At 70.8% G+C, this 17,764-nt stretch carries 17 protein-coding genes; 11 read left to right on the top strand and 6 right to left on the bottom strand.

From position 1 onward, the window contains the following. Positions 1-5: 5 nt before the first annotated feature. On the bottom strand, positions 6-467 hold the full coding sequence (locus ABKA17_RS07820; protein WP_353691151.1) for a universal stress protein: 462 nt from the start codon (positions 465-467) through the stop codon (positions 6-8). A gap of 89 nt (positions 468-556) precedes the next feature. Here ABKA17_RS07820 and lysX point away from each other — a divergent pair, with 89 nt between their 5' ends. Further along, positions 557-3,835 (top strand): bifunctional lysylphosphatidylglycerol synthetase/lysine--tRNA ligase LysX, encoded by a 3,279-nt coding sequence (gene lysX / locus ABKA17_RS07815; RefSeq protein WP_353691150.1) that lies wholly within the window; start codon positions 557-559, stop codon positions 3,833-3,835. 89 nt (positions 3,836-3,924) lie between these two features. Further along, complete coding sequence (locus tag ABKA17_RS07810; RefSeq protein WP_353691149.1) at positions 3,925-4,773, top strand: polysaccharide deacetylase family protein; 849 nt, start codon at positions 3,925-3,927, stop codon at positions 4,771-4,773. Between the two features lie 31 nt (positions 4,774-4,804). On the opposite strand, the gene ABKA17_RS07805 is transcribed toward ABKA17_RS07810, so the two are convergent. Then, on the bottom strand, positions 4,805-5,473 hold the full coding sequence (locus ABKA17_RS07805) for a class F sortase (RefSeq protein ID WP_353691148.1): 669 nt from the start codon (positions 5,471-5,473) through the stop codon (positions 4,805-4,807). Positions 5,474-5,805: 332 nt separating this feature from the next. On the opposite strand from ABKA17_RS07805, the gene ABKA17_RS07800 reads away from it, so the two are divergent. Next, positions 5,806-6,318: a hypothetical protein gene (locus ABKA17_RS07800; protein ID WP_353691147.1), complete on the top strand. Its 513-nt coding sequence runs from the start codon at positions 5,806-5,808 to the stop codon at positions 6,316-6,318. 102 nt (positions 6,319-6,420) lie between these two features. Here the strand turns inward: ABKA17_RS07800 and ABKA17_RS07795 are convergent, their stop codons facing one another. From ABKA17_RS07795 to ABKA17_RS07785, 3 genes are all read right to left on the bottom strand, one after another. Continuing rightward, the gene (locus ABKA17_RS07795) at positions 6,421-6,951 is read right to left on the bottom strand and encodes a hypothetical protein (protein WP_353691146.1); all 531 of its coding nucleotides are present in this window, start codon (positions 6,949-6,951) and stop codon (positions 6,421-6,423) included. Positions 6,952-7,150: 199 nt separating this feature from the next. Further along, positions 7,151-7,915: a bestrophin-like domain gene (locus tag ABKA17_RS07790; protein ID WP_353691145.1), complete on the bottom strand. Its 765-nt coding sequence runs from the start codon at positions 7,913-7,915 to the stop codon at positions 7,151-7,153. 15 nt (positions 7,916-7,930) lie between these two features. After that, the gene (locus ABKA17_RS07785) at positions 7,931-8,059 is read right to left on the bottom strand and encodes a hypothetical protein (protein WP_353691144.1); all 129 of its coding nucleotides are present in this window, start codon (positions 8,057-8,059) and stop codon (positions 7,931-7,933) included. A gap of 268 nt (positions 8,060-8,327) precedes the next feature. On the opposite strand from ABKA17_RS07785, the gene ABKA17_RS07780 reads away from it, so the two are divergent. The 5 genes from ABKA17_RS07780 to ABKA17_RS07760 all read left to right on the top strand — a co-directional run bounded on the left by ABKA17_RS07780 (position 8,328) and on the right by ABKA17_RS07760 (position 13,339). Further along, positions 8,328-8,519 carry a hypothetical protein gene (locus ABKA17_RS07780; RefSeq protein ID WP_353691143.1) on the top strand — a complete coding sequence of 64 codons (192 nt, stop codon included), beginning with the start codon at positions 8,328-8,330 and terminating at the stop codon, positions 8,517-8,519. Between the two features lie 222 nt (positions 8,520-8,741). Next, entirely contained in the window at positions 8,742-9,719 is a 978-nt protein-coding gene (locus ABKA17_RS07775; RefSeq protein WP_353691608.1) for an SCO0930 family lipoprotein, read from the top strand. A 230-nt stretch (positions 9,720-9,949) separates the two neighbouring features. Further along, the gene (locus ABKA17_RS07770) at positions 9,950-10,771 is read left to right on the top strand and encodes an SAM-dependent methyltransferase (RefSeq protein ID WP_353691142.1); all 822 of its coding nucleotides are present in this window, start codon (positions 9,950-9,952) and stop codon (positions 10,769-10,771) included. Beyond that, positions 10,768-12,903: a putative bifunctional diguanylate cyclase/phosphodiesterase gene (locus tag ABKA17_RS07765; protein ID WP_353691141.1), complete on the top strand. Its 2,136-nt coding sequence runs from the start codon at positions 10,768-10,770 to the stop codon at positions 12,901-12,903. The genes ABKA17_RS07770 and ABKA17_RS07765 overlap by 4 nt, the downstream gene beginning before the upstream one ends. A 49-nt stretch (positions 12,904-12,952) precedes the next feature. Then, complete coding sequence (locus ABKA17_RS07760; protein WP_353691140.1) at positions 12,953-13,339, top strand: nuclear transport factor 2 family protein; 387 nt, start codon at positions 12,953-12,955, stop codon at positions 13,337-13,339. 1 nt (position 13,340) lies between these two features. On the opposite strand, the gene ABKA17_RS07755 is transcribed toward ABKA17_RS07760, so the two are convergent. Then, positions 13,341-14,225, bottom strand: a complete 885-nt coding sequence (locus ABKA17_RS07755) for a LysR family transcriptional regulator (protein ID WP_353691139.1) — start codon at positions 14,223-14,225, stop codon at positions 13,341-13,343. Between the two features lie 120 nt (positions 14,226-14,345). Here ABKA17_RS07755 and ABKA17_RS07750 point away from each other — a divergent pair, with 120 nt between their 5' ends. The 3 genes from ABKA17_RS07750 to ABKA17_RS07740 are packed head-to-tail and all read left to right on the top strand — an operon-like array spanning position 14,346 to position 17,715. Beyond that, the gene (locus tag ABKA17_RS07750) at positions 14,346-15,017 is read left to right on the top strand and encodes a succinate dehydrogenase (protein ID WP_353691607.1); all 672 of its coding nucleotides are present in this window, start codon (positions 14,346-14,348) and stop codon (positions 15,015-15,017) included. 2 nt (positions 15,018-15,019) lie between these two features. Beyond that, entirely contained in the window at positions 15,020-16,969 is a 1,950-nt protein-coding gene (locus tag ABKA17_RS07745; protein WP_353691138.1) for a fumarate reductase/succinate dehydrogenase flavoprotein subunit, read from the top strand. Next, entirely contained in the window at positions 16,966-17,715 is a 750-nt protein-coding gene (locus ABKA17_RS07740; RefSeq protein WP_353691137.1) for a succinate dehydrogenase/fumarate reductase iron-sulfur subunit, read from the top strand. The genes ABKA17_RS07745 and ABKA17_RS07740 overlap by 4 nt, the downstream gene beginning before the upstream one ends. Positions 17,716-17,764 lie beyond the last annotated feature (49 nt).

Here is a 17,764-nt window from a genome sequence, read left to right as displayed (position 1 = left end):
CGGGGCTACGGAACCACGGTCACCGGCCACCGCCCGGCCTTCACCAGCCGCACCGCCACCGAGCCCACGATCCGGTGACCGGCCTGCTCCGAGGCGCCCACCACCACCGCGTCCGCCTTCAGCTCGTCCGCCGCCTTCACCAGACCGCCGTACGGGTCACCGCGGAACGTGTGGAACTCCCAGCGCACGTCGAATATCCCCTTCGTGCGCTCGGTCGCCTCCCGGATCTGCGCCACCAGGTCCTCGGCGATCTCGTCGGTGGTCTCCGCGACCGGCGCCCCGAGCGCCGCGCCCGCCGCCAGCACCGGCTGCACATAGACGACCGCGAGCAGCGCGTGCTGCCGGCGGGCCAGGCCACCGGCGTAGGCCGCCGCTCTGAAGGAGGAGTCGGAGCCGTCCACTCCGACGACGATGACCTTGGGCCCGTCCGTGCCCCGCTCGAACTGGTGCGAGTGCTGTTCCGTCACGGCAGGGAGGCTATCGGAAACCGCTGGTCCCGACGCCGCGCGGGTCCTTTCGACGGGCGGGGCGGCCCGGCTGTTCCTACAGTCGGAACATGAGTGCCACCGTCGAGGCCGTACCGGCGAAGGACACCACGGGCCGGACACGGCGGCCCGGCAGCGGCCTCCTCAGCAGGGTGCCGGAGGGCTTCGCGGCCTTCTTCGGCGCCCTCGGACTGCTGTGTCTGCTGCTCGCCTTCATCCCGCCGCTGCGCAGACTCCTGCGCCCCGTCGTCCGCCTCCTCGACCTCCTCATCGTCCCGGTCAGCGCCAACCTCGCCTACGCCGTCTTCCTCTTCCTCCTCGCCGGCGCCACCGCCGCCCGCAAGAAGGTCGCCTGGTGGCTGGTCGTGGTCTACCTGGGCCTGCTCGTCCTCGTCGACGCCCTCGGCGTGGCGGTCGGCCTCTACTTCGACTCCCTCCCCTCCCTCGTCGTGTGCGGCCTCGCGCTGGCCCTGCTCGTCATCGCCCGGGGAGAGTTCTACGGCGCCTCCCGCCGGGCCGCCGTCCGCCGGGCCGTCCTCGTCCTGCTGGCCGGGCTCGCCCTCGGCATCCTCGTCGGCTGGGGCCTGGTGGAGCTCTTCCCCGGCGACCTGCCGCGCGGCCGGCGGCTGCTGTGGGCCGCCAACCGGGTCTGCGGCGGCCTGGTCTCCGGCCGCTCCTTCGACGGCGAGCCACCCCGCCCCCTGTACTTCCTGCTCGGCCTCTTCGGCGCCCTGGCCCTGCTGAACGCCGCGGCCACCCTCTTCCGCTCCCAGCGCATGGAAGCCGCCCTGCACGGCGACGAGGAGGCCCGCATCCGGGCCCTGCTGAACGCCTACGGCGAGAACGACTCCCTCGGCTACTTCGCCACCCGGCGCGACAAGGCCGTCGTCTTCTCGCCCAGCGGCAAGGCCGCCGTCACCTACCGCGTCGAGGCCGGCGTCTGCCTCGCCAGCGGCGACCCCGTCGGCGACCGCGAGGCCTGGCCGCACGCGATCGCCGCCTGGCTCGACGCGGCCCGCCGACACGCCTGGGCGCCCGCCGCCATGGGCGCCTCCGAGGACGGCGCCAAGGCCTACGCCCGCGCCGGACTCGGCGCCCTCCAGCTCGGCGACGAGGCGATCCTGAACGTGGCCGACTTCGACCTCGGCGGCCGCGACATGCGCGTCACCCGGCAGGCCGTGAACCGGGTCCGCCGCACCGGCGCCCACTGCCGTATCCGCCGCCACTCGGCCCTCACCGACGCGGAGATGGAGGAGGTCGTCGACAAGGCCGACGCCTGGCGCGACACCGAGACCGAACGCGGCTTCTCCATGGCCCTGGACCGCCTCGGCGACCCCGCCGACGGCGACTGCCTCCTCGTGGAGGCCCTCGACGAGGACGGCAAGCTCCTCGCCCTGCTCTCCTTCGTACCCTGGGGCGCCGACGGCGTCTCCCTCGACCTGATGCGCCGTGACCGCAGCGCACCCAACGGCGTCATGGAGTTCATGGTCACCGAACTGTGCGCGGTGGCCCCGAAACTGGGCGTACGCCGGATCTCCCTCAACTTCGCCGTGTTCCGCTCGGCCTTCGAGGAGGGCGCCCGTATCGGCGCCGGCCCCGTGCTCCGCCTCTGGCGCCGCCTGCTGCTCTTCTTCTCCAAGTGGTGGCAGCTGGAGGCCCTGTACCGCTCCAACGCCAAGTACCACCCCGAGTGGTACCCCCGCTTCATCTGCTACGGCGAGACCGGCGCCCTCGCCCGCATCGGCCTCGCCTCCGGAATCGCCGAGGGCTTCGTCTCCGTACCCTCCTTGCGCAAACTCTGGGGAAAGGGGCACCCGAAGGCCGGGCCGCGGCCGGCCACCACCGAAGGCCTGCCGCCGCTGTCGGCGCTCGGCCTCGACGGAGGGGACGAGGCCGGGTCGGCCGGCCCGGATGCGGGCCTGCCCGAGCAGGCCCGCATCCGGCACCGGAAACTGGACCGGCTGCGCGCCGAGGGCGTCGACCCCTACCCGGTCGGCGTCCCGGAGCGCACCCACACCCTCGCCGACGTCCCGGAGGGCGAGGAGGTCACCGTCGCGGGCCGGGTCATGCGGGTGCGGGACTTCGGCGGCATCGTCTTCCTCACCCTGCGCGACTGGTCCGGCGACCACCAACTCGCCCTCACCCGCGCACAGTCGGGCGCCGAACTCGCCCGCTTCACCGCCGACACCGACATCGGCGACCACATCACCGCCACCGGCACGGCAGGCGTCAGCGACAAGGGCGAACCCACCGTCTTCGTCACCACCTGGCAGCTCACCGGCAAGTGCCTGCGCCCCCTGCCCGACAAACGCCGCGGCCTGACCGACCCCGAGGCCAAGGTCCGGATGCGCTACCTCGACCTGGTCGCCAGTCCCGAGGCCCGCGACGTGGTCCGCGCCCGCTCCACCGCCGTACAGGCCCTGCGCCAGGGCCTGCTGGAGCGCGGCTACCTGGAGGTCGAGACCCCGATGCTCCAGCAGATCCACGGCGGCGCCAACGCCCGCCCCTTCACCACCCACATCAACGCCTACGACCTCGACCTCTATCTGCGCATCGCCCCCGAGCTGTACCTCAAACGACTGTGCGTCGGCGGCCTCGAGAAGGTCTTCGAGATGGGCCGCACCTTCCGCAACGAGGGCGTCTCCTACAAGCACAACCCCGAGTTCACGATGCTGGAGGCCTACCAGGCCTTCGCCGACTACGACGTCATGCTCGACCTCACCCGCGAGCTCATCCAGGGCGCCGCCACCGCCGCCTTCGGCTCACCGCTCGCCCGCAAGGACGGCACCGAGTACGACATCTCCGGCGACTGGCCGGTCAAGACCGTCTACGGCGCCATCTCCGAGGCACTGGGCGAGGAGATCGACGCCGACACGGAACTGCTGCGGCTGCACCGGCACTGCGACCGCGCGGGCGTGCCGTACACGGGCGACGACGGCCGCGGCGACGTCGTACTCGAGATGTACGAACGGCTGGTCGAGGAGCGGACCCAGCTGCCCACCTTCTACAAGGACTTCCCCACCGACGTCTCCCCGCTCACCCGCCAGCACCGCACCGACCCGCGGCTCGCCGAGCGCTGGGACCTCGTCGCCTTCGGCACCGAACTCGGCACCGCCTACTCCGAGCTGACCGACCCCGTCGAGCAACGCCGCCGGCTGACCGCCCAGTCGCTGCTCGCCGCCGGGGGAGACCCCGAGGCGATGGAACTCGACGAGGACTTCCTCGACGCCCTCGAGTACGCGATGCCGCCCACCGGAGGCCTCGGCATCGGCGTCGACCGGCTCGTCATGTTCCTCACCGGACGCACCATCAGAGAGACGCTGCCGTTCCCTCTGGTGCGCCGTCGCTGACGACACGACGTAGGCCGGGCGGGTGCTTTCCTGCCGCCGCACCGGTCAAGTCCTGGTGCGTCGGCCATGGTTCGGGCGACTGATGAGTCATGACGAAGGATCAGTTGCTCACCCGGCTGCTCTCGCGACGCCGGGCCCTGCTCGTCGGCGCCGCCACCGCCGGGGCGGCCGGCACCGCCGCACTGTTCGCGGCGGGCACCGGAGACGCCCCCGCGCGACCCGCGCTCCCCGCCGCGGGCCCCCCGGCGCGCCGCCCGCTCAAGCCCTCCGCGTACCGCCTCCAGCCCCTGACCGGCTACGGGCCCCCGCGCACCGCCCCCCGCCGCACCCTGGTGCGCCACGAGCCGCTGCTACGGGTCTCCGGACGCGGCCGGACCATGGTGCTGACCTTCGACGACGGACCCGACCCCCGCTACACCCCCCACATCCTGGACACCCTGGCGGAGTACGACGTCCGCGCGATGTTCTTCGTGTGCGGCGAGATGGCGGTCGACAACAAGGACCTGCTGGAACGCATGGCCGACGAGGGCCACGTCGTCGGCAACCACACCTGGTCCCACCCCCTGCTCACCCGGCTCAGCCGGGGCCGGATCCACTCCGAGATGGAACGCACCTGCGATGTCATCGAGGAGGCGTACGGCGAACGCCCCCAGTGGTTCCGCGCGCCCTACGGCGCCTGGAACCGGGCCGCGTTCCAGCTCGGCGCCGAACTCGGCATGGAGCCCCTCGCCTGGACCGTCGACACCCTCGACTGGACCGCCCCCGGCGCCCGCACCATCGTCGGCCGGGTCGAGAACGGCGCCGCCCCCGGCGTCGTGGTGCTCTCGCACGACGCCGGGGGCGACCGCTCCCAGAGTGTCCGGGCGCTGCGCGAATATCTCCCGCAGCTGCTGGACTCCGGCTATCACATCACCGTCCCGCGACGGCACTACGCATAGGACGGAAATCGCCCGCCCGGTCGAGGAACGCTCAGCGGACCTCGACCAGGCGGGCGAAAGCCACGACATTACCGGCATAGCCGTTCTGCTTGGAGAAACCGCCCCCGCAGGTGATGACCCGCAATTCCGGGGTGCCCTTGGAACCGTAGACGCGGTCGCCCGGGAAATTGTTCTTCTCGAAGACCTCGATGCCGTAGATCTCGAAGACGGCCGTCTTCCCGTCGTTGCGCCGCACCTCGACGCGATTCCCCTTCTTCAGGGCCCCGAGTCCGTAGAAAACGGCGGGGCCCAGCCGGTTGTCGACATGGCCCACCACCACGGCCGTGCCCTTCTCGCCGGGAGAGACCGCGCCGGTGAACCAGCCGGCCAGGTTCGGGTCCTCCGGCGGCGGCGCGCCCACCCAGCCGTCGGCGTCCAGACCGACGGGCAGGACCGGCGCGTCCACCTGGATCGCGGGGATCCGCACCCGCTCGGGCATGGAGTACGACAGCGGTGCCGCGGACCCGGCGAAGGTGCCGGGAACACGACTGTCCGCCGCAGCGGCGGTCGCCGGCTGCGGCGGACCCACGTCGAACTCTCCCGAACCATTCCGAATGAGAGCGAGGCCGGTCAGCAGCACAAGCGCTATCACGCCCCAAGGAGCGCGCTTCTTCCGCCGCTCCTCCTCTTCGGCCAGCTCGGCCAGCTCGGACGCAGACATTCGACTTCCCCTCTCGACGCGGCCGTCGCCCCGTCAATTCGCGCATACGAGAACGCTAAGTACCGCAGGCGAAACCGGCGACGCGACAGCAGCGAACGGGTGGCGCCGTACCCGTGGGTGCGCCATCCGAGTTGACGTCGGCAGGAAATTTCTGACGGTCCGTGACCTGCGGCAATATCCGATTGTGCGCTTTTCGCTCGGCGTGTCCTCTCACCAGGACGGACCATCGCCGAAATGCGCCCGCGTGCACGGCATCTGAGGGTCTTTCTGGGAGGCGCTTTCTCGCCGATCCACCGGGGACCGTTCCCGGGGCGTCTTCCGCGGAGGATCACATGCGTACCACCCGTGCCCTGGCGGCCTCTGCCGCCGCGGTCGCCGCCCTCGGACTCGCCGCCCCCGCCGCCGTAGCGCGCGACGGGATGCCGGGCGGTCCGGGCAGCGCCGTCAGCCCGAGCAACATCGTCGCCCTGCCCAGCGTCATCGCCCGCGGTGGTCAGCTGACCATCACCGTCGACAACTGCCCGAACGGTGGCACCGCCACCTCGTCGGCGTTCACCGGTTCGGTCACCCTGACCGGTGGCAGCCCCGCCAGGGGGACGGCCACCGTCAGCTCGACGGCCAGCCCGGGCCTGTACTCCATCACGGTCAACTGCACCGGCGGCCGGAACCCGCTCACCCGGGACGACGCCTTCACCGTCATCGGCGGTGTCCGCGGCGGCCTCGGCGGCAGCAGCTCCACCGGCGCCACCCCGACCGACATGGCCATCGGCGGCGGGCTGGTCGCCGCGGCCGTCGTCGGCGGCGGGCTCTTCTGGATGCGCCGCCGCTCCGAGAAGCGGATCTGACCTCCCCCTTCGGAGACAGCCCCCGTCGCACACGTGAGACAGGCCTTCGCCCCGGACCCTGGGAAGGGTTCCGGGGCGAAGGCCTGTGCGAGGGGGCGGCGGTCAGGCGCCGTCCTCCCCGCTGCGGCGACGCGAGAAGTGGTACGCCGCTCCGACCGAGCCGGCGATGAGCGCGGCCCCGAGCCCGATCTCCCCCAGGTCGAACCCGGCGACGGTGCCGCCCTCACCGGCGTGCACGCCCCTGTTGTACGGGTAGGGGGTCGGCTGCGTCGGGGTCGTACGCCCGGATGCGATGGTCAGGTTCGTCGAACCGCTCACCCCGTCACAGGCGAACGTCACCTTGTAGACCGCGCCCGGTTTGGCGTCCCAGTCGACGACCGCCGTCGCCGAGGAGCGGTTGCCCGGGATCGTGATCGTGTCGAACACCCCCGAACTGACCGTCGCGGACCCGGTGCAGCCGCCGTGGTCCCGGTCCAGTTGCAGAGTGACCTGGCCGCCCGCCGCGATGGTCGAGGGCAGGACGCTGAAACCGAACGGCGTGATGTTGTCGCCCTGGGCGACGGCGGCCGGTGCGGCGAGGGCGAGGGCGCCGACGCCCAGCAGTGCGGCCGCAGCTACGCGTATCGCGCGCATGGTGAATCCTCCGGGTCCCCGAGGAGCAGCCGCGGACCTTTTCCGCCGGCGCCAGAAATGCACCTCGATGATCGGAACGCTAGGAAGGTGCGCACATGTGCGCGAACGCTGTCGGGCGAATGGGGCACAGGTGTGGGCCGCTCGGGGGACGGCCACGGCGTGGCGGCGTCCCCCGAGCGGCCCGTCAGGTGAGGGCGCGTCAGGACTTGGCGTCGGGGAAGAGGTTCAGGAACGGCTCCGCCGACGCCGTCACGCCCCTGCTGTAGGGCGCGTCGAAGTCCCAGATCAGGAAGAGCAGGAAGGCGATCAGGGCGGAGAAGATCCCGGCGAGGATCAGCTCGCGCGCCGTCCGCCGGATCTGGAGGGCCAGGACCATGCCGATGGTGACGACGGCCCCGCCGATCAGTCCGAACCACACCACGCCCGGCATCGTCGCCCCCATCGAGCTGATCCGGGCGTTGCGTGCCTGGTCGGCCGCGGCCACCTGGTCGACGAGGGGCTGGTAGGCCTGGGCCTGGAAGTCCGTCGCGGGCTCGTAGTCGGTGACGTCCCGGCGGATCCGGTCGAGGAGCTCGGCGCCCTGCCGGGTCGTCTCGCCGTCCTCGGCCATCGTCTTCCACTCGGTGTTCACCACGTGTCCGACATAGGCGTTGACATCGCCCCGAATACGGTCACGGACGTCGGCCGGGTAGACCCGGACCCGCTCCGAGATCTCGTGCAGAGCCACGGCCTCCGCCTGGACGTGGTCCTGGGCCGCGCTGCGGCCCTCCCAGACGCCCGCGATGGCCAGACCCAGGACGATGGCGTACACCACGCCGATCCACATCGTCATGTACTCGATGACGTCCGGGGTCTCGCTGGGGTCCTCGTCCTGGGCCGCCGCCTTGTGGCGGACGACGGAGATGATCACCACCACGCCACAGGCGGCCAGCATCGCGAGGGTGAGAACAAGCCATTCCGGCAAGGGAGCCTCCAGGGATCAGCGCGGACGCAACGCGGCGACGGCGACCAGGGCGGGCACCGTGATGAGCAGGACGAAGGTGAGCGGCGAGGTGTGGCCGCCGGTGGCACGCCGGGGTGCCGGGGCCTTGTACGCCGGATAGTGCACGGGCGCCGCGGCGGGGGCCGGGGCCGGCTCGGCCGGCGGGGTGCGGGTCGGAGTCGGGGTGGGCGTCGGAGTGGGGGTGGGAGTCGGTCGGGGCAGGGGCGCCGCCGGTCGCGGAGCGGGGGGAGGCGGCGTGGGCGTCGGTGTCTGAGTGGGGGTCAGGGTGGGTGTGGGGGTCGGTTCGGGCTTCGGTGTCGGGCGTGGGGGTGGCGTCGGTGTCGGAGTGGGCTCGCACGTCGGTGTGGGTGTCGGGGTGGGGGTGGGTGTCGGAGTGGGGGTCGGGGAAGGTGTCGGGCAGGGCGTCGGCCAGGTGAGGCTTCCGGCGGCCGCCACCGCGCTGATTCCGTCCGGCCCGATCGAGGCGGAGGCACAGGCGTCGGCCGCCGCCGTGTTCGCGGGTACGCCCACGGCCAGCCATGTCAGTGTCAAGAGCAACAACACCCGTATGGCCGGGGCGTATTGAGTCGGTTCGGGTCGCTGCACGACGGAGATCATGAACCCAGAACGCGTTGTCCCGTGCCCGGGTACCGGGGGATTGCCCCGAACGAGTGATCGGCCCGCTACACAGGTCTCGGAAAGAAAAATGTGCCCCCGTTGAACACAAGAGCCACTTCCGTCCGTACTCATGGCCGTGCGGCGGCGCAGAAGGGCGCCGCAACACCCGTACGACAATGGGGAGTTGACGATGAAGACCTCCTGGCGGAGCGCCTCACTCGTGGCAAGCGCTGCGGCGGTGCTGGCGCTGACGACGGCGTGTGGCCAGGAAGCAGCCCCGTCCGCGAGCAGCCAGAACGTCGGAGCGACGGCCGCGGCCGGCGACTACGGAAACGCGGGCAACGCGGGCACCGGCATCGGGTCCGGTATCGGCAACGCCACCGCGAGCCCCTCGGCCTCCGCGGGCGGCCAGGTCGCCGGTGCGGGCAAGCTGGCAGTCGTCACCAACCCCGAGCTCGGCAAGGTGCTGACGGACAGCGGCGGCCTGACCCTGTACCGCTTCGACACGGACACCGCCGAGCCGCCGAAGTCCAACTGTGACGGCGACTGCGCGACCACCTGGCCGCCGGTGCCCGCCGACGACGTCTCGGCAGGCGAGGGCATCGACAAGGCGCTGCTGGGCGAGGTCACCCGCGCCGACGGAAGCAAGCAGCTGACCGTCGGAGGCTGGCCGGCCTACCGCTACGCCAAGGACGTCAACGCCGGGGACGTCAACGGCCAGGGTGTGGGCGGCAAGTGGTACGCGCTGGCCGCCGACGGCAAGAAGGCCGGCGGTGGCGGCGGCGGGGGCGGCGCCGAGGCGGCCGACCTGCCCGGTCTGTCCACCCGCAACGACCCGGAGTTCGGCGAGATCGTCGTCGACAAGAACGGCATGACGGTCTACCGCTTCATCAAGGACGTGGCCTGGCCGGACCCGATCTCGAAGTGCACCGGAGCCTGCCTCGAGAAGTGGCCGGCGGTGGCGCCGGTGGAGGCGAACGACACCAAGGGCGTCGAGAAGAAGGGCCTGATGAGCTTCACCCGGCCCGACGGGGTCAAGCAGCAGACCATCGACTGCTGGCCCATCTACACCTTCGCCCAGGACAAGGAGCCCGGAGACACCAACGGCCAGGGTGTCGGCGGCACCTGGTACGTCGTGGCACCCGACGGCAAGCCGATCAAGAAGTAGGTCGCCTTTCCGAGGCAGACCGCGCGATCCACCGGCCCGCCCCCTGCGCACCGCACGCTGGGGGCGGGCCGGTTTGCCTTGTTTCAGCGGGAGTTGGGCATGGTCAACCCGGCACGTGCCGCAGGCAGTGACCGGGAACGGACGGTCAATTTCCGGTTCGGCTCGCTCCTTTGGCAGGCGATCAGTAGCCTCAGCTCGAACACCGGATCGCCTACGCCTTGGAGAGATAGATGGAGCGTCCCGCCTGGGCCCCACGAAGCATCGACATCTCGGTGCCTAGCGTTTCGCGGATCTACGACTTCTACCTGGGCGGTTCGCACAACTTCGAGGTCGACCGCGAGGCGGCCCGCAAGGCGATGGAGTTCATGCCAGGACTCCCCAAGATCATGCAGGCGAACCGCGCGTTCATGCGCCGCGCGGTGCGCTTCGCCGCGGACCAGGGCGTCACCCAGTTCCTGGACATCGGCTCCGGCATCCCGACCTTCGGCAACGTCCACGAGGTGGCCCAGACCGCCAGCCCCGGCGCCCGGGTCGTCTACGTCGACCACGACCCGGTGGCCGTCGCGCACAGCGAGGCAGTCCTCGCGGGGAACCCGGACGCGGGCGTCGTCGCCGCGGACCTCCGCAAGCCCCAGGAGATCCTCGCGAGCGCCGAAGTTCAGCAACTGATCGACCTGAACCGGCCGGTGGCCCTGCTTCTCGTTGCCATACTGCACTTCGTGGAAGACGAGGACGACCCCTACGGTGCGGTGGCGGAGCTGCGTGACGCGCTCGCGCCCGGCAGTCTGCTGGTGCTCACGCACGCCTCGTACGAGGGAGTCCCGCTGCCGCCCGAACGGGCCGCGGGCACGGTCGACGTGTACAAGGACATCCGCAACCCGCTGATCATGCGCCCGCGCGACGAGATCGCGCGGTTCTTCGAGGGGTACGACATGGTGGAACCGGGACTGGTGCCGATGCCGCGCTGGCGGCCGGAGTCGGAGACCTGGGACCCCGACGACGAGGATCCCTGGGCGTTCTCCGGTTTCGCCGGCGTGGGACGCACCGCGTGACCGCCGAGCCGGACGGGCCGGAGGACAGACTGCGGCGGTTCGCGACGATCTGGAGCCGGGCGGTGTTCCCGGTGACCACGACGTCCTCGACCCGCGCCGAGTTCGAGGGGCAACTCCTGCCGCTGGCCCGCCGGTTGAGCCAGGCGCTGCGGGCGCGGACCTTCGACGCGGACGAGGGCCGGTCGGTCGGCGCCGCGCTGGTCACGGTGCACTGCACCGACCCGGAGTCGCTCAGCCGCAGCCTGGACTGTGTGGATGCCTACCTGGTCCTCTACTGCGGCGGCGACGGCGACCAGGAGGACCTGCGGGTGCGGGCCTCGCGGCTCCAGCACGCCATGGCCGCCGGATTCGCCGCGGCGCTGCGCGAGCGGACACTGGCCGAGCAGGAGGCGATCTCCGCCGCCGCGCTGAAGGCCCAGGGCGTGGTCGCCCAGGCCCTGCACGCGAGCGAGGCCCGCTTCCGCGCGGTCTTCGAGGGCGCCGCCATAGGGATCGGCATGGCCGACCTCGAGGGCAACATCCTCCAGGTCAACGAGGCGCTGCTGCGGATGTTCGGCATCTCCGAGCCCATGATGCGCGGCCGCAACGTCATGGAGTGGACGCACCCCGAGGACGCGCCCCAGACCTGGACCCTCTACGACGAGCTGGTCCGCGGCGAGCGCGAGCACTACCACCTGGAGAAGGCGTTCTCCCGCCCTGACGGAACGGTCCTGTGGACCAACCTGACCGTCTCCCTCCTCCGGGACGCGGACGGCAACCCGCAGTACCAGCTGGCGCTGATGGAGGACACCACCGAGCGCCGGCTGCTCAACCTGCGGCTGCGCTACGAGGCCACGCACGACGCGCTCACGGGCCTGCCCAACCGCACGTTCTTCTTCGAGCGCCTGGAGAAGGCCCTCGGCGCGGGACAGGGCCAGCGGTTCGGGCTGTGCTACCTGGACCTGGACGGCTTCAAGACCATCAACGACAGCCTCGGCCACGCGGCCGGCGACCGGCTGCTCGTCGAGGTCGCCGACCGGCTCCAGTCGTGCACGACGGCGCCCGGTGAGATGGTCGCCCGTCTGGGTGGCGACGAGTTCGTGGCGCTGACCACCGGAACCGACACCGAGCGCGAGGTCGACGAACTCGCCTCCCGGATCATGAACGCGCTGGTCGCCCCGATCAGCGTCGACGGCCGTGAACTGACCGTGCGGGGCAGCATCGGCATCGTCGAGGGCCCGGCCGGGGAGCGCGGTCCCGCGGAGGTGCTGCGCAGCGCCGACATCACGATGTACCGGGCCAAGTCGGCGGGCGGCAACCGCTTCGAGCTGGCCGACCCGGAGGCCGACGCCCGCGCCATCACGCGGCACGGGCTCACCACGGCACTGCCGACGGCCCTGGACCGGGGCGAGTTCTTCATCGAGTACCAGCCGCTGGTCCACCTCGGCGACGGCAGTGTGCGCGGCGCCGAGGCGCTGGTGCGGTGGCTGCACCCGCAGCACGGCGTGCTGGGCCCCGACCGCTTCATCCCGCTCGCCGAACACACCGGCCTGATCGTCCCGCTCGGCCGCTGGGTCCTGGAGCAGTCGGTCCGGCAGGCCCGCGCCTGGCGAGAACGGTACGAGGGAGCGGGCCCGCTCCGCATCAACGTCAACCTCTCGCCCTGCCAGCTCACCCACCCCGGCCTGGTGCAGGACACGGTGGACATCCTGGAGCGGGCGGGCGTGGAGCCCGACGCCCTGTGCCTGGAGGTCACCGAGTCGGCCCTGATCGGCGCGGACGACGACCTCCTGAAGCCGCTGCGCCGGCTCGCCGAGATGGGCGTCGACATCGCCCTGGACGACTTCGGCACCGGCTACTCCAACCTCGCCAACCTGCGCCGCCTCCCGGTGAGCATCCTCAAGCTGGACCGCTCCTTCACCCAGAGCATGCAGCAGTTCCCGGCGGACCCCGTCGACCTCAAGATCGTCGAGGGCATCGTCTCCCTCGCCCACAGCCTCGACCTCGCGGTCACGGTGGAGGGCGTGGAGACGGGAGCCCAGGCCGAGCAACTGCGCATACTGGGCTGCGACACCGCCCAGGGCTGGTACTACGCCCGCCCGGGCCCACCGGAGCGACTGCACGAACTGGCGCTGGTGGACGCGACGGGGTGAGCGCGGAACTCGGTCGCGAGGCCGGCGGGGTGTGCGTGAGGATGCGTGGATGACGCACGCATCAGACGACGTGAGCCAGGCGATCGCCGGCGAGCTGAGCCTCATGGACCCCGCCGTCCGCGCCTCCCGCGCCCGCTTCGAGCCGCTGCTCGACCCCGAGTTCGTCGAGGTCGGCTCCTCCGGTCGGCGCTACACGTACGAGGAGATGCTCGCCTGGCTGCCCGACCATCCGGGCGGCTCGGCGGGCGGCCCCCGCTACGAGCCGGACGACATCGCGGGCGTCGTCCTGGCCCCCGGGCTGGTGCACCTCACGTACGAGACGCGCTTCGACGGCCTGCGGGCCCGCCGCAGCTCGCTGTGGCGTCGGCAGAGCGCGGAGGGCGGCTGGCGCATGTACTACCACCAGGGCACCCCGGTACCGCCGGACGTCGACTGACTCAGCGCTCCAGCAGCATCCGCTGCAACTCCCGCGCCGCCCGGGGCGGGGCCACGTCGCTGCGGTGGGCCAGGGCGATCGTGCGGTGCAGGCCCGGGCGGGTGAGGGGGGTGACGCGTAGGCCGCGTCCTGATCGTGCCGCCACCATCCGCGGTACGACCGCGAGGCCCAGCCCCGCGCGTACGAACCCCAGGACCGCGTCCATCTCGCCGCCCTCCACCGCGAAGTCCGGCTCGAAGCCCTCGGCGCGGCAGGCGGCGACGGTGAGTTCGCGCAGGTCGTAGCCGTGGCGGAACATCACCAGGCGCTCGCCCTCCAGGTCGGCGATCCGGACGGTGCGCCGACCGTCGCCCGGTCTGGGCGCGTCCGGGGACGACACCACCACCAGGTCCTCCCGCAGCAGCTCCACCGTCGTCAGCGCCGGGGACGGGGTCGGCAGCGGGAGCACCACCAGGGCGAGGTCGAGGGCGCCGCGGGCCAGTTCCCGGACCAGGTCGTGGGAGCCGCCCTCCTCGATCATCAGCCGGATACCGGGATAACGGTCATGGAAGGCGCGCAGAACGTCCGGCAGCAGGCCCGTGCAGAGGCTGGGCGTCGCGCCGAGGCGCACCCGGCCGCTGCGGAGCTGCACCAGCTCCTGCACCTCGTGCCGTGCGGTGTCCGCGTCGGCGAGGATCCGCCGGGCCAGCGGCAGCAGCGCCTCGCCCGCGTCGGTGAGCGTGATGTTGCCCCTCGCCCGCAGGAAGAGATCCGCGCCGAGCTCCCGTTCCAGCGCCTTGATCTGCTGGGAGAGGGACGGCTGCGCGACATGGACCAGGTCGGCGGCCCGGGTGAAATGCCTGGTCTCGGCGACCGCCACGAAGTACTGGAGCTGCTGGAACTGCATCCTCGTACGATAGCCGCTGACTATGGAATCAAGCCGGACCATGTCTTGGACCGATCGGCCCGTCCGGCCCTAGCGTCTTGAGTCATGGCTCTGGCAACGCGGACGGACCGACGGCCGTCGATGGCGCGCACGGTGTGGGACAGCTCCGTCGGCAAGAAGACGGTGATGGCCGTCAGCGGCTTGATCATGCTGCTGTACCTGGTCGTCCACATGATCGGAAACCTGAAGATCTTCTTCGGGCCCGGCGAGTTCGACCACTACGCGCACTGGCTGCGCACCCTGGGCGAGCCCTTCATGCACTACGAGTGGACGCTCTGGCTGATCCGCGTCGCGCTCGTCGTCGCGGTGATCGCCCACGCCACCTCCGCGTACCAGCTCAGCCGCCGCGACATCAAGGCCCGGCCGACGAAGTACGTCCACAAGAAGGCTCGGGCGAGCTACGCCACCCGGACCATGCGCTGGGGCGGGATCATCCTGGGCCTGTTCATCGTGTGGCACCTGCTCGACCTGACGACCGGCACGGTGCACACGGGCGGCTTCCAGGAGGGGCACCCGTACCAGAACGTGGTGGACACCTTCTCCACCTGGTACGGCAACGTCATCTACATCACCGCGGTGCTCGCGCTCGGCCTGCATGTCCGGCACGGCTTCTGGAGTGCGGCGCAGACGCTCGGGGCCGGCAGCCGTACCCGTGACCGTGCGCTGAAGATCGTCGCCGACGTCCTCGCACTGCTGCTCACGGTCGGCTTCATCGCCGTTCCCGTGGGCGTCATGACCGGATTGGTGAGCTGAACATGAACGCATTCGCGCAGTACGCGACCGGCGAGCCGCTGACGGACGGCAAAGCCCCCTCCGGCCCGGTCAACGAACGCTGGGACAGGCGTCGTTTCGAGGCGAAGCTGGTCAACCCGGCCAACCGGCGCAAGCACACGGTGATCGTGGTGGGGACGGGTCTGGCGGGTGGTTCGGCCGGTGCCACGCTCGCCGAACAGGGTTATCACGTGGTGCAGTTCTGCTACCAGGACTCTCCGCGGCGGGCGCATTCGATTGCCGCGCAGGGCGGTATCAACGCGGCGAAGAACTACCGCAACGACGGTGACTCGATCCACCGGTTGTTCTACGACACCGTCAAGGGCGGCGACTTCCGGGCCCGTGAGTCCAATGTGCACCGGCTGGCGCAGATCTCGGTGGAGATCATCGATCAGTGTGTGGCGCAGGGTGTGCCGTTCGCGCGGGAGTACGGCGGTCTGCTGGATACCCGGTCGTTCGGTGGTGTGCAGGTGTCCCGGACGTTCTACGCCCGTGGGCAGACGGGTCAGCAGCTGTTGCTGGGCGCGTATCAGGCTTTGAGCAGGCAGATCGCCGCGGGGAACATCGAGATGCATCCGCGTACCGAGATGCTGGACTTGATTGTGGTGGACGGGCGGGCGCGCGGGATCGTGGCGCGCGATCTCATCACCGGTCGCATCGACACGTACTTCGCCGATGCTGTCGTCCTCGCTTCTGGTGGCTACGGCAATGTCTTCTATCTGTCGACGAACGCGATGAACTCCAACGCGACCGCGATCTGGCGGGCGCACCGGCGCGGCGCGTACTTCGCCAACCCGTGTTTCACGCAGATCCATCCGACGTGCATTCCGCGCACCGGTGACCACCAGTCCAAGCTGACGCTGATGAGCGAGTCGCTGCGCAACGACGGCCGGATCTGGGTGCCGAAGGCCAAGGGCGACACGCGCCCGGCCGGCCAGATCCCCGAGGACGAGCGGGACTACTACCTGGAGCGGATCTACCCGTCCTTCGGCAACCTGGTCCCGCGTGACATCGCCTCCCGCGCCGCGAAGAACGTCTGCGACGAGGGACGGGGGGTCGGGCCCGGCGGACAGGGCGTCTACCTGGACTTCGCCGATGCGATCGCGCGGATGGGGCGTAAGGCGGTGGAGGCCAAGTACGGCAACCTCTTCGACATGTACGCGCGGATCACCGACGAGGATCCGTACACCGTCCCCATGCGGATCTATCCGGCCGTGCATTACACGATGGGTGGTTTGTGGGTCGACTACGACCTCCAGACCACCGTCCCGGGTCTGTTTGCGATCGGTGAGGCCAACTTCTCCGACCACGGCGCGAACCGGCTGGGTGCCTCCGCGCTGATGCAGGGGCTCGCGGACGGCTACTTCGTCCTGCCGGCCACCATCAACGACTACCTGGCGCGCAACCCGCACCAGGGCCCGGTGACCGAGGAACACCCGGCTGTGCAGGAGGTGTTGGCGGAGACCGAGGACCGGCTAAACCTCCTGCTGTCGGTCGATGGTGACCGCACCCCGGACTCCTTCCACCGTGAGGTCGGGGAGCTGATGTGGGAGTTCTGCGGGATGGCCCGCACCGACTCCGGGCTGCGCAAGGCCCTGGAGCGGATCCCGCAGATCCGTGAGGAGTTCTGGCGCCGGATCAAGGTCCCCGGTACCGGTGAGGAGTTCAACCAGTCGCTGGAGAAGGCGAACCGGGTGGTGGACTATCTCGAACTCGCCGAGCTGATGTGCCTGGACGCCCTGCACCGTGCCGAGTCGTGCGGCGGTCACTTCCGTGAGGAGTCCCAGACCCCGGACGGTGAGGCGGAGCGCCGGGACGAGGAGTTCGCGTATGCGGCCGCCTGGGAGTTCACCGGCACCGGTGACGCCCCCGTCCTGCACAGGGAAGACCTGGTCTTCGAGTACGTTCACCCCACCCAGCGGAGCTACGCATGAAGCTCACCCTGCGCGTCTGGCGGCAGAAGAACGCCGACGCCGACGGAGCGATGTCCACCTACGAGGTGGACGGCATCTCCAGCGACATGTCGTTTTTGGAGATGCTCGACACCCTCAACGAGGAGCTCATCCTCAAGGGCGAGGACCCGGTCGCGTTCGACCACGACTGCCGTGAGGGCATCTGCGGTGCCTGCTCGCTCGTCATCAACGGCGACGCCCACGGGCCGGAGCGCACCACGACCTGTCAGCTGCACATGCGGTCCTTCCAGGACGGCGACACGATCGACATCGAGCCGTGGCGGGCGTCGGCGTTCCCGGTGATCAAGGACCTGGTGGTGGACCGCTCGGCGTTCGACCGGATCATCCAGGCCGGCGGCTACATCACCGCCCCCACCGGGGCCGCCCCCGAGGCGCACGCCACCCCCGTACCGAAACCGGATGCGGACTTCGCGTTCGAGCACGCCGAGTGCATCGGCTGCGGGGCGTGTGTCGCCGCGTGCCCCAACGGGGCGGCGATGTTGTTCACTTCGGCCAAGGTCAACCACCTCAACGTCCTGCCCCAGGGCGCGCCCGAGCGTGAGACGCGGGTGCTGCACATGGTGGCCCAGATGGACGAAGAGGGCTTCGGCGGCTGCACGTTGGCGGGCGAATGCGCGACCGCCTGCCCCAAGGGGATTCCGCTGGTGTCCATCACCAGCATGAACAAGGAATGGCTGCGGGCCACGCGTAAGGCGGCCAAGCGGTAGGGATGCCAAGGACGTTCGCCGACAACGTGCGGACGGGCGGGGCCGGGGC

This window comes from Streptomyces sp. RG80 (genome assembly GCF_040446465.1).
Taxonomy (GTDB): Bacteria; Actinomycetota; Actinomycetes; order Streptomycetales; family Streptomycetaceae; genus Streptomyces.
This window is presented reverse-complemented; position numbering and strand designations above follow the sequence as displayed.